Annotated in this window: 10 protein-coding genes and 1 pseudogene; 4 read left to right on the top strand and 7 right to left on the bottom strand. The window is 64.3% G+C overall.

Translation table 11 applies throughout. From position 1 onward, the window contains the following. The first annotated feature begins 203 nt into the window (after positions 1 to 203). Positions 204 to 476 carry a hypothetical protein gene (locus FXV83_RS24010; RefSeq protein ID WP_187436114.1) on the top strand — a complete coding sequence of 91 codons (273 nt, stop codon included), beginning with the start codon at positions 204 to 206 and terminating at the stop codon, positions 474 to 476. An 11-nt stretch (positions 477 to 487) separates the two neighbouring features. On the opposite strand, the gene FXV83_RS24005 is transcribed toward FXV83_RS24010, so the two are convergent. Continuing rightward, on the bottom strand, positions 488 to 1291 hold the full coding sequence (locus tag FXV83_RS24005) for an enoyl-CoA hydratase-related protein (RefSeq protein ID WP_148741840.1): 804 nt from the start codon (positions 1289 to 1291) through the stop codon (positions 488 to 490). 173 nt (positions 1292 to 1464) lie between these two features. Here FXV83_RS24005 and FXV83_RS24000 point away from each other — a divergent pair, with 173 nt between their 5' ends. Beyond that, positions 1465 to 2439, top strand: a complete 975-nt coding sequence (locus FXV83_RS24000; protein WP_148741839.1) for a ketopantoate reductase family protein — start codon at positions 1465 to 1467, stop codon at positions 2437 to 2439. A gap of 3 nt (positions 2440 to 2442) precedes the next feature. Here FXV83_RS24000 and FXV83_RS23995 read toward each other — a convergent pair whose 3' ends face one another. Both FXV83_RS23995 and FXV83_RS23990 read right to left on the bottom strand, forming a co-directional pair. After that, complete coding sequence (locus FXV83_RS23995) at positions 2443 to 3120, bottom strand: alpha/beta hydrolase family protein (protein WP_148741838.1); 678 nt, start codon at positions 3118 to 3120, stop codon at positions 2443 to 2445. A gap of 7 nt (positions 3121 to 3127) precedes the next feature. Continuing rightward, the gene (locus FXV83_RS23990; RefSeq protein WP_148741837.1) at positions 3128 to 3796 is read right to left on the bottom strand and encodes a TetR/AcrR family transcriptional regulator; all 669 of its coding nucleotides are present in this window, start codon (positions 3794 to 3796) and stop codon (positions 3128 to 3130) included. 74 nt (positions 3797 to 3870) lie between these two features. Between FXV83_RS23990 and FXV83_RS23985 the strand changes: the two genes are divergently transcribed. Both FXV83_RS23985 and FXV83_RS23980 read left to right on the top strand, forming a co-directional pair. Further along, on the top strand, positions 3871 to 4815 hold the full coding sequence (locus tag FXV83_RS23985; RefSeq protein WP_235940129.1) for an SDR family NAD(P)-dependent oxidoreductase: 945 nt from the start codon (positions 3871 to 3873) through the stop codon (positions 4813 to 4815). Between the two features lie 130 nt (positions 4816 to 4945). Next, positions 4946 to 6091 (top strand): acyl-CoA dehydrogenase family protein, encoded by a 1146-nt coding sequence (locus FXV83_RS23980; protein WP_148741836.1) that lies wholly within the window; start codon positions 4946 to 4948, stop codon positions 6089 to 6091. 43 nt (positions 6092 to 6134) lie between these two features. On the opposite strand, the gene FXV83_RS44215 is transcribed toward FXV83_RS23980, so the two are convergent. The 4 genes and pseudogenes from FXV83_RS44215 to FXV83_RS23965 all read right to left on the bottom strand — a co-directional run bounded on the left by FXV83_RS44215 (position 6135) and on the right by FXV83_RS23965 (position 10904). Beyond that, on the bottom strand, positions 6135 to 6611 hold the full coding sequence (locus FXV83_RS44215) for a hypothetical protein (RefSeq protein WP_235940135.1): 477 nt from the start codon (positions 6609 to 6611) through the stop codon (positions 6135 to 6137). A 250-nt stretch (positions 6612 to 6861) separates the two neighbouring features. After that, positions 6862 to 7092: pseudogene (locus FXV83_RS44210) on the bottom strand (DUF2252 family protein); the annotation flags it as partial. A gap of 300 nt (positions 7093 to 7392) precedes the next feature. Then, entirely contained in the window at positions 7393 to 8496 is a 1104-nt protein-coding gene (locus FXV83_RS23970; RefSeq protein ID WP_148741835.1) for an SLOG cluster 4 domain-containing protein, read from the bottom strand. Between the two features lie 77 nt (positions 8497 to 8573). Continuing rightward, the gene (locus FXV83_RS23965) at positions 8574 to 10904 is read right to left on the bottom strand and encodes a DNA/RNA non-specific endonuclease (protein ID WP_148741834.1); all 2331 of its coding nucleotides are present in this window, start codon (positions 10902 to 10904) and stop codon (positions 8574 to 8576) included. Between the last annotated feature and the right edge of the window lie 5 nt (positions 10905 to 10909).

Here is a 10909-nt window from a genome sequence, read left to right as displayed (position 1 = left end):
GCCACCCATAGGATCTACGCCGTCATACATCGCAGTTGCTCTCGCGAGGTAGACCTGACAGAAGGGCCGCCAAGCTCCGCCGTCATCGCCCGGCTTGACCGGGCGATCCAGTATTCCAGAGAGGCTGAACGTATACGGAGGCGGCGCGGCGTACTGGGTCGCCCGGTCAAGCCGGGCGACGACAAGCACCTTTGGTTCAACAGATGGATACGACGCTTTTGAAATTCGCTCTGTCCGCCCTGATCCTGCTCGCGGTCTCGGTGGCCCCCGCCGCAGCTGTGGAGCAGAACTGCCGCTTCATCCAGGCCAAGCCCGATCGCGAGGCCTGCTACAAGCGGCAGGAGGAAGAACTCGCGGCGAAGCGCAAGCCCGTCGCGCCGATTGACAACGGCAAGGCATTCGAATCAGCGCGGCAGATGCGGCAGGACGACGAAGCCGTCTACCGCAGCATCAACAACATCTGCCGCGGCTGCTGAGCGCCGAACGCTCAGCCCTTGCCACCGCCCCAATTCGCCACCCGCTTTTCCGCGAACGACGCCAACCCCTCCGCTGCCTCGGCGCTCTGCCGTTTCAGCGAATGCAGGTGAACCAGCCGCGCATAGGCGGCATCGTCCACCGCCATGCCGCCGAACGAGCTTTCCAGCGCGAGCCGCTTGGTCTCCGCGATCGCCTCCGGCCCGTTGGCGAGCAGTTGCTCGACCACCTTTGCGCCGGCGGCTTCGAGATTGGCGAGCGGCACGACCTCATGCACGAGGCCGATGCGGCGGGCGTCCTCGGCGCCAAAGCGTTCGCCGGTAAGTGCGTAGCGGCGGACCTGGCGCACGCCGATGGCGTCGCAGAGTTGCGGAATGATGATCGCGGCGGTCAGGCCCCAGCGCACCTCAGTGATCGAGAACAGGGCATTGTCGGCTGCGATGACGACATCGCAGGCGGAGATCACGCCGGTGCCGCCGCCGAAGCAGCCGCCCTGCACCAATGCCACGGTCGGGATCGGCAAGGTGTTGAGCCGCTGCACCGCCTCGAACGTCGCGCGGGACGCCGCCTCGTTCGCCTCAGCCGATTGCAACCGCACGCCGTTGATCCATTTGAGATCGGCGCCGGCCTGAAAGTGCTTGCCGTTGCCCCTGAGCACAACGACGCGAAGGTTGGGCTTCTTGCCCAATTCATCCATGGCCGCGAGCACGCCCGCGATTAATGCGCCGTCATAGGCGTTGTTCACCTCCGGACGGTTCAAGGTCACGGTCGCGACGCCACGCTCATCTAGGGTCCACAGGACGGGGCTGGCAGTCATCGGCGATCCTCCGGTCGTTTCATTTGCTGCGCACTATGGCCGAGGCCGCGCGCCGCGATCCATATCTTTCCGTCGTAGGGCGGCCGCGTCCATCGCATGGCGGGTTGTGCCATGCTGGAACCGGGCGGCAGCCAAGGGACCAGGCAAAGCGATCAGGAACGGGACATCACATCATGCGCATCTGCATTTTCGGCGCGGGCGCCGTCGGCAGCCACATCGCGGTCAGGCTGGCCCGTGCCGGCCATGAGGTCTCGTGCGTGATGCGGGGCGCGCATCTCGAAGCGGTACGCGCGGGCGGCCTGAAGCTGCGCGTCGGCGATTCCGAGGTGAGCGCCAAGGTGAACGCCACCGGCGATCCGGCCCAGCTCGGACCGCAGGACGTCGTCATCAGCACGCTGAAAGCCACCGCGCTTCAGGGGCTCGTCGCCAGCCTCAAACCATTGCTCGGCGAGGACACCGCGATCGTCTTCGCCCAGAACGGCATTCCCTGGTGGTACGGGATCGGCCTGCCGCCGCGGCACCCGACCCCGCCCGACATCTCCTTCCTCGACCCGGGTGGACGGCTGCGCGCCTGCATTCCGAAAGAACGGATCGTCGGCGGGGTGGTCTTCTCCTCCAACGAGGTGATCGCACCGGGCGTGGTGCAAAACCTCACGCCCGATCGCAACCGCCTCCTGGTCGGAGAATGCGACGACCGCAATTGCGAGCGCATCACCAAGCTCCGCGGGGTTCTGAACGATGCACGGCTGGAATCGCCGCCGGTGGCCGAGATCCGCGAGGCGATCTGGTCAAAGCTGCTGACCAACATGTCGCTCTCGGTGCTGTGCCTGCTCACCGGCCAGACCGCGCGCGGCGTGCGGGACGACCCGGCCTTTGCCGAGGTCATTCCGCGCATGCTCAACGAGGCCAACGCGATCGCGCAGCACTTCATCCCCGAGGTCAAGCGCGTGTCACGCAGCGGCCCCGCCCCCAACCACAAGCCGTCGCTGCTGCAGGATTACGAGCTCGGCCGCGCCATGGAGATCGACGTGCTGGTGAAGGCACCCGCCGCCTTCGCGCGCGCCGCCGGCCTGTCGACGCCGACGCTCGACCTGATCGCCGCGCTCGCGATCCAGAAGGCGCGCGACAAGGGGCTTTATGCGGCGTGAGTTTCAGACGAGCTCGTCGATCCAAGCGGCGAGCGTATCGAGCACCTCCGCAAGCGCCTCGTCATTGCTGCGGCCAGACTTTCGCAGCACCGCGAAGGAGTGATCGCCGCCTTCGACCTCATGCAACCTCGCCTTCGGACCGAGCCCCGCGACGACGGGCTTGAGGGTGCCGAGATCGGCGAGCCGGTCGCGCGTGCCCTGAAGGAACAGCATGGGGATGTCGACGCGGGCAAGATGCTCGGCGCGCTCGGTCGACGGCTTGTTGTCGGCATGCAGGGGAAAGCCGAGAAAGGCGAGCCCTTTTACGCCGGAAAACGGAGCCTTCGCCTGCGCCTGCGACGTCATGCGCCCGCCGAACGATTTGCCGCCAGCGACGAGCGTCACGCCGGGGCACAGCTGCGCCGCCTCTGCCACCGCCGCGCCGATGGTGGCGTGCGCGACCGCCGGCTGGTCGGGACGCCCCTGCTTCTTCTCCATATAGGGAAAATTGAAGCGGAACGTCGCAATGCCGCGGTTCGCCAGGCCGGCCGCGATCTTATCCATGAACGCGTGCCGCATATCGGCGCCAGCACCATGTGCAAGGACGTAGCAGGCGCGTGCATTGTCCGGCTGCGTCAGGATCGCCGAGACGCTGCCGATGCGCTCGATGTCGAGCTTGAGCTCTCTAGCCTTGGCGGTCATGGCGCGATCAATCCTCGATCTGCACTTGGCGGCGCGCGCTGCCCACCGGCCAGAGATAATTCAGGACACGATTGAGCGTCGTCATGATCTCGCGGTGCTCGGCCTCGCTCCTCACTGGGCCGAATTTCCCCTCGAGCGCAAGCTTGGCAAAGCCGTGAACGGTCGACCAGGCCGCCGCGGCCGCGGTCTTCGCCTCCTTCGCAGTGCCGCCGACGAGTTCCGCGATGATGATCTCGAACTCGTGGCCGGCCGCCCTGCTCGCCTGCGCCAGACGCGCATCGTCCGCGACGAGGCGCTTGTTGGCAAACATCATCTGGAAGCGGCCGGGATGCTTCAGCGCGAACTCGACATAGGCCATGCCCTGGGCGTGGAGTTTTTCGCGCGCACCCTGCCTGCCGGACGCAGCATCCCGCAGCGCGCCGGCAAGCGCCTCATAGCCGCGAATCGCCACCTCCGTCAGCAGGCCCTGCGCATTGCCGAAATGATGCGAGGGTGCGGCCGGGGACACGCCAGCGCGGCGGGCGGCCTCGCGCAACGTGAAACCTTCGGCACCTTGCTCAGCAAGAATGGCCTCGCTTGCCGCGATCAGGGCCTCCTGTAGCTCACCATGATGATAGCCGGCCTCGGGCTTCGGAACCCTGTGGCTCGGCCTGGCGCGCGCGTTCGGCTTCGTCATGCGTATCTTGACACTGTTCAGATTGCGAATTATCTATCTTAACACTGTTTAGATCGATCGACCGGGAGTTCGAAATGACCGAAATGCAGCATAGCACCGCGCCCTCCCGCGTAAAGCGGCGTCACCTGGTCGGCGGCGCCGCGCTGGGCATGCTGGCGAGCGCCGTCGGCGGACTTGCCGGCGGCATGGCGCTCGGCCAGGGCGCAACGCTGCCGCAGCAGAAACCGAGCGGCAGGCGGCGCTTCGCCGACAAGACCATCATCGTGACCGGCGGCACCTCGGGCATCGGCCGCGCCGCAGCGATCATGTTCGCTGCTGAAGGCGGCAGGGTGGTGTTCTGCGGACGCAATGTCGAGCGCGGGACCCGGGTGGAGGACGAGATCAAGGCGGCCGGTGGCAACGCAGCGTTCGTTCGGGCCGACGTCCGCAACGAGGCCGAGGTCAAGGCCTTGGTCGACAAGACGATCGAGCTTCATGGCCGCCTCGACGTGGCTTTCAACAATGCGGGCATCTCCATAGAAAAACCGCTGCATCAGTACAACGCCGCCGAATTCGACGACGTGATCAATACCGACCTGCGCGGCGTGTTCCTGTCGATGAAGTACCAGATTCCGCACATGCTGCAGAAGGGTGGTTCAATCGTGGTCACCTCGTCGTCCAACGCCATCGCCACGACGGCGAACCGCTCGGCCTATTCCGCGGCCAAGCGCGGGCTTGTCGGCATGGTTCAAGCGGCGACGCTCGAATATGCCCAATACGGCATCCGCATCAACACCCTGATCCCCGGCACCACGGACACGCCGTTCATCCGCCGGCTCGCCGGCATGGAAAATCTCCCCGATGCGGCCTGGCACGTGGCCATCGCGCAATGGGCCAAAGCCCATGTGCCGGGCATGCAGCGCGTGGCGACGGCAGAGGAGATCGCGGCCTTCGCACTGATGCTCGCCTCGGACGATCATCCCTACGCGACGGGCGGCCAGTTCATCATCGACGGCGGCAAAACCGCGCAGGCAGGATAGGGTAACGGCGCAGCCTCAAGACACAATCATGGGCGGCCGCGGCTGGCGTAGCAACGCGGCGGGCTTGCGCCCGCATCTCGCCTTGTGGCACGGCTGAGCGGGCGCAACGCCAGCAACGATCGAGGCCGCCATGTCCTACCGCTCCTCCTGGATGACCGAAGAGCTCGATGTCTTCCGCGACCAGTTCCGGAAGTATCTCGCCAAGGACCTGGCGCCGCATGCCGAAAAGTGGCGCGAGCAGAAGATGGTCGACCGCTTTGCCTGGCGCGGGCTCGGCGAGATGGGCGCGCTGCTGGCGAGCGTGCCTGAGGCCTATGGCGGTTTAGGCGCGAACTTCGCCTACGACGCCGCCGTGCTGGAGGATCTCGAAAGTACGGTGCCGGAACTGACGACCGGCGTCTCCGTGCACAGCGCCATCGTCGCCCACTACATCCTCAACTACGGCTCGGAGGACCAGAAGAAGCGCTGGCTGCCGAAGATGGCCTCGGGCGAGATGGTCGGCGCCGTCGCGATGACCGAGCCCGGCACCGGCTCGGATCTTCAGGCGGTCAAGACGACAGCGAAGAAGCAGGGCAATTCCTACGTCATCAACGGCCAGAAGACTTTTATTACCAACGGCCAGGCCGCCGATCTCGTCATTGTCGTCGCGCGCACCGGCGATGCCGGCGCCAAGGGCATCTCGCTGATGGTGGTCGAGACGTCAGGCGCGGACGGTTACAAGCGCGGGCGTAACCTCGACAAGATCGGGCTGCACGCCTCCGACACATCCGAGCTGTTCTTCGACAACGTCACGGTGCCGCCGGAAAACCTGCTCGGCGGCGAGGAGGGCCACGGCTTTGTGCAGCTGATGCAGCAATTGCCGCAGGAACGGCTGGCGCTCGCGGTCGGCGCCGTCGCCGCGATGGAGCGCGCGATCAAACTCACCACCGAATACACCAAGGAGCGGAAAGCGTTCGGCAAGCCGCTGATGGAGTTTCAGAACACCGCCTTCAAGCTCGCCGAGCGCAAGACCGAGGCGATGATCGCGCGCGTCTTCGTCGACTGGTGCATCGAGCGCCTGGTCGCAAAGGATCTCGACACTGTCACCGCGTCGATGGCGAAATACTGGTGCTCGGAAAAGCAGGTCGAGACCGCCGACGAGTGCCTCCAGCTGTTCGGCGGCTACGGCTACATGCAGGAATATCCGATCTCGCGCATCTTCATCGATTCCCGCATCCAGAAGATCTATGGCGGCACCAACGAGATCATGAAGCTGCTGATTGCTAGGTCGCTGTAGCCGTCTTTGATTCGGTAATTCAGCCGCAGCGCGTCTTGTCCGCTCACCTTGCCGCGCGCCAGTCTGCAAGATCCTCCTCGACCGCTTCGGCCGCGGCCTTTGCCTCGCCGTAGAGCCAGTCCGCCTTGCGCGTTCTGAGATCGCCGAGAATTCTTGCAGACGCCCCCTTTGTCGCGGCATGGATCGCCCCGATGTCGACGCCCATGGCGCGCAAGAGGTCGAGCTCGAGCCTTTCGCCGGGGTGATCGCCAAGATCCACCTTGCGCGAATCCGGCGCAATGCGCCGGAGGATAAAGCCCCCTTTCAGCGCGAGATGCGGATCGGGGGCGCGGTGCGCTCCGGTCGCGAGCGTCATGAAGCGCGGCGTACCCTTGTTGCCGTGCGCCCAATCCCAGGCCGAGGGCACCAGCGCCTTGGCTTCCCTGACAATCTGGCCTCCGCGCCAATCGGCGATGGCGACGAAACGCGGCCGGCCGAGGCCGCCGCCCCCTTCCTGAGGCGAAGCGAACCAGCGTGGCACCCGGCGGCAGGCTGCTCTTCAGGGCGGATGCAACAGGCTGCGGCGGCGTGGCATTCGGGTACCTCTTCACCTCGTGCCAGAAATCCGCCCGTTCCTCATCGGTGCAGGCGACGTAGCGCCGCATCCATGTCTGGTGCTCGTCCAGGAGCGCGGGATGCGGCTTCTTCAGTCCCAGCCTGTAGCCTTCGAGGATAACTGCCGCCACCTCACGGTTGCCGATCGCCATGTCCTCGGCGAGCCTGGCGCTCGTGGCCAGCCGCACCAGGTCGAACGGATAGGGAATGACGGCGGCTTCGTCGAAATCGTTGATGCCCCAGACGGGGCGCCCCTCCCGGTCGCGCCAGGTGCCGTAATTTTCGGTGTGGGTGTCACCGACAGAGAGAACACGCGGAGCGGTCTTCAGCGCCGGGCATATCGTCTCGATGCGCCGCGCCCAGCGAAAATAGGTCGCACGCAGGAAGATGAACGCGCTTTTCTTCATGCGCTTGTGCTTGTGCGCGAGATCGTCCTCGACGACCCGGCATTGCTGGCGTAGCCACGTCTCGAATTCAGCGTTGTCGTCAAGGAATCCCACGTTGCTCGTCCCGAGTGAACCTGCTGGCTCAACGCCATCTGCAGCAAATCACGACCGCCTGCCGGCACGCCTCGGATGCGACCGCCCTCATCATTATTCTGGTATCCGTTGCAGTACCGCCGATTGCGCCGATTGGAGGTCCGGCAGGATATGCCACGCAATGAGCAAAAGCCGGTCGGAAATCAGAAAGGCCGTGCCTCGGTCGTCCTAGTGACGGTTCATCCGCGAATTGGTCACCTTCATCGGCTGGGCCGCGAGCGCGAAATTGAGATTTTTCTCGGCGGCGGAGACGTGCCCGGCGAGGATGTTCGCAATCTCCATATGGTTGACCGTGAACTTGATCTTGTTGATGCACAGATCGACGTCGGAGGTCGCCATGCCGCCACCGCGCAGGCCGAGGGTCAATATCGTGGGTATCGAGGCGTCAAGCCGAATGCCGCGCTTTTTGATCGCGTCGCCGTCGTAGACCGCATCGCTTGTCCAGTAGCCGCCGCGGTCGAAAAAGATCATCGGGGTGAAATCCTCGACCCGCCGCAAGTAGTAGTTTCGTTCGACATCCTGGAAGACCTCGCGCATCGTTCCACCGCCGCCCTGGCCGTAGATGATGCCGGCGCGCGAATTGTTGACGAGCGCCTCTTCGCGCAGGCTGTTCTGATAATATTTCGCGTAATGGGTCGCGAAAGGCATGGTGGGCTCCGCGCCATAGAGCCACGTCGGAATCGCAAGGCTGATGGGCAGGATTTCGGGCGCGGCCTTCCTGACCTCGATCGCAACCTTGAGCCATTGACGCGCCTTGACCAGGGCTTCGAGCTTCTCCGGCAACACCATTCCGTCCGGATCGAACAGGGCATCCAGCGAAGGCACCACGGGCTCAACTGCAATGGCCTTCAGCGCCGTCTCCAGGTCGCCGTCCGGCGACGCGGAGAAGGCAACGCCGAGATGCGCAGCCTCCATGATGCCGGGGCCGCCGCCGGTCACGATCAAGAACCCCCTGTGCGCGAGAAACCGCGCCAGTCGCGCGATGTCGGCATAAGCGTCCGAATTGCGCGGCACGCCGTGCCCGCCCATGAAGCCGACCAGGGGCCGGCGCAAGTCCTTGAGGAATTGCCGCAACGCATCGGCGATGGCCGCATCGTGATCGGCTTGCGCCGTGCGAATCGCAAGCGAGGCAGGGACCGCGCCGCCGTCGTGCACGAATCTGCGGAAGATCGAAAAATCGCGGGTGAGGCTGTATCCGAGCGGATCCCAAGGATTGAAGCCAGAAAGCAGATCCTCGGCGGTATAGAGCCTGAGGGGAACCAGTTCAGTCATTGCGAACACCTATGCTGCAGCCGATTCCGAGGTGCGGAGATAGCGAGGCAATGGTCCGGCAATTCGCCGGACCGGCCTCATCTCTTTTTTGCTTTCTTGGCAGCCTTTTTCGCGACCTTCTTGGCCGCCTGCTTGGCCGGCCGACGTGAGCGTCGTGACTGGAGGAGTTCGTCAAGAGTGCTGACCTCGCGACGCTGGCCACGCGATGAATAGGTGTCGGCCTCGGCAATCTTCGTACCGAACTCGAAGCCGGTAATCCTCTCGAGTTCAGCGATGCTGCAGTGATATTGCTTCACCTTGTCGTAGGGCAGCGGTGCCGGAAGAGCTTCCCCGCGCCGGATCGCTTCCGGCAAGACGTCGATGAGCGGCGACTGGTCTGCGACCAGCGCGGTCGCCTGGAGCGCACCGCCATCAACACGCAACACGAGCTTCCAGAATTTTCGCGGCGCCAGGAATCCTCTCATGTCGGACCGGCCGCGATCCCAGGGAAAATCGTTCTCGTCATCGAACAGCGGTCCGGTAAAGACGCTCACCCGCTGGCGATCGGTGCGCGCATTGGACAGAACATATTCCTCCAGCGCGCGCCAATAGAGGTTTCCGCCTGGATGAGGCTTGGCGGCCGCTTCCGAGCCGGGCCGCTTGCCAACGCCCATGTTGAAAAAGCCGACCTGCGGCGCGCAATTGGTCACGTGGAACGTATCGGCATTGGCGTAGCGGATCAGATCGTCGTCATTGCCCCACAAAGGATCCTGGCGCCGCGTCAGATGACCCTTCTGGAACATACGGTTGCGATGGCCACCCCTCCGCTTATCCAGAATCGGGTTGCCGTCGGCGTCGAAGGTCGTCTGTCCCTCGTAGAAATCGCGCGGGGTCTGCTGGGAATCCTTGATCCTGTGCTCGGGAAACCAGAGCTCCGATGCTTCCGAGTCGTCGCCGTCGGCCATGGGATCGCTGATCACGCCCGAGGACCGGTCGAAATCCTTCGACGTGCTGCCATCGATATTGACCGCCGACAGGAAGGCGAGACGGCGCTTGCCGTTCATGATCACGCTGAAGTGGTGATATTTCAGCTCGTAAGGATTAGCGCCCCCATCTGCTTCCGTGTTCTTCGCCGCGATAACCTGCTGCGCACGGGAGAGTTTTGGCAGATCGATTCTGACGCCCAGGAATCGAGGGTCGTAGCCGGATCGATCCGAGTAGTCGGGATCCAGTTCGAGCCTGGCTTCGGCACCTGCCGGCTGGATCGCCGGCCCCGAAGCCAGCGCCGCGCTCGCGGTTTCGGGAATTGGTGAAAGGAGCCCACCAAGCTTCACAGAGACCGTGAGCGGAATGCTCCAGGTCGCAGTGCCGTCCTTGGCGACCGAAACCGACGCGGCCGAGCCTGCATCGCGCATTGCACTCTCGCCGGCCAGCGTCTCGCCGACCGACGATTGCGGCAAGGCCTCCAGGCCTACGCGCAGCGCCTCGTCGATCATCGATTGCGCGGACGGATCGAGCGTGCTCCGCAGCGTGGACATATCCGTATAGATCGAGCTCGCGCGAATGCCTTCGTTGACGGTCTTCGCGATCTCCTTGCCGGATTCATCGGTCAGCTCGCGATGGGGCGATCCCCAATGATGGAGCGCCACCAGAGCCCAGAGCACGTTGCAAACAGGCGAGCCTGATGCACCCGGCTCCGTGTCTGCGACATACGCAAGAGTGGTGCCCGTGCGCGCGACCAGCTGGTTCTCGCGGACGACGGCTTCCTTTGGGCGCCCGTCGGGATGCTGGAGGATGTTGACGAAGTCGCCGAGCTGGTGCTTGTTGCGGGCACTGCTGACCGGAATGTAGCCGAAAGAGGCGAGCTCCTTGGTTCCCGTGACACGGCGCCCCAAGGCGAGGACGGTGTAATCGAGGTTGTCCTGATCGTTGGTCAGGAAGCAGGCCTTCGTATCAAACGCGAAACGCGTCGCCTGCAGCATGACGCCATTGATGTCGCGCTCATAGTCGAACTCTGCGAGAAGACCTGCCGCGTCCTGTGTCGAACCGATAACGTGATTGTTCGTCATCAACAAATGCGGCGAGATCAGGAAGCCGGTACCGACCGCGGCGCCATCGGTGGTGATGATGCGTGCGACCGCTCTCGCCGCACGGCGGCCTCTCTCGAAAAAGGCTACATCGACGAAATCGACGGTTTTGCCCCAAATCCGCTCCGCACCTGACTCTGGTTTGGCGACCTTGCGATCCGCCTCCTCGATCGATAGCCCGGTACGCGCCTGATAGACCTGCACCTTGCGGGACAGCTCGGGCTCTGCGTCGCCGGGGCGTCTCTCTTCGATCATCAACATCGAATGCCGGATTTGCGCTGCGGCTCCCGCAAGTCGCGTCCTTGCCGCGGCGGCGATCCTTGGAGTCGGCTTGATGCTCATAATAG

The organism is Bradyrhizobium hipponense, assembly GCF_008123965.1.
Taxonomy (GTDB): Bacteria; Pseudomonadota; Alphaproteobacteria; order Rhizobiales; family Xanthobacteraceae; genus Bradyrhizobium; species Bradyrhizobium hipponense.
Note: the sequence above shows the minus strand (reverse complement) of the source record. Positions and strands in the feature narration are given on the sequence as shown.

Bases quoted from the DNA above. Each gene is read 5' to 3' on its own strand.
- FXV83_RS24000 (WP_148741839.1), top strand. From the start codon at position 1,465: ATGCGCATCTGCATTTTCGGCGCGGGCGCCGTCGGCAGCCACATCGCG.
- FXV83_RS23980 (WP_148741836.1), top strand. From the start codon at position 4,946: ATGTCCTACCGCTCCTCCTGGATGACCGAAGAGCTCGATGTCTTCCGC.
- FXV83_RS24010 (WP_187436114.1), top strand. From the start codon at position 204: ATGGATACGACGCTTTTGAAATTCGCTCTGTCCGCCCTGATCCTGCTC.
- FXV83_RS23990 (WP_148741837.1), bottom strand. From the start codon at position 3,796: ATGACGAAGCCGAACGCGCGCGCCAGGCCGAGCCACAGGGTTCCGAAG.
- FXV83_RS23970 (WP_148741835.1), bottom strand. From the start codon at position 8,496: ATGACTGAACTGGTTCCCCTCAGGCTCTATACCGCCGAGGATCTGCTT.
- FXV83_RS23965 (WP_148741834.1), bottom strand. From the start codon at position 10,904: ATGAGCATCAAGCCGACTCCAAGGATCGCCGCCGCGGCAAGGACGCGA.
- FXV83_RS24005 (WP_148741840.1), bottom strand. From the start codon at position 1,291: ATGACTGCCAGCCCCGTCCTGTGGACCCTAGATGAGCGTGGCGTCGCG.
- FXV83_RS23985 (WP_235940129.1), top strand. From the start codon at position 3,871: ATGACCGAAATGCAGCATAGCACCGCGCCCTCCCGCGTAAAGCGGCGT.
- FXV83_RS23995 (WP_148741838.1), bottom strand. From the start codon at position 3,120: ATGACCGCCAAGGCTAGAGAGCTCAAGCTCGACATCGAGCGCATCGGC.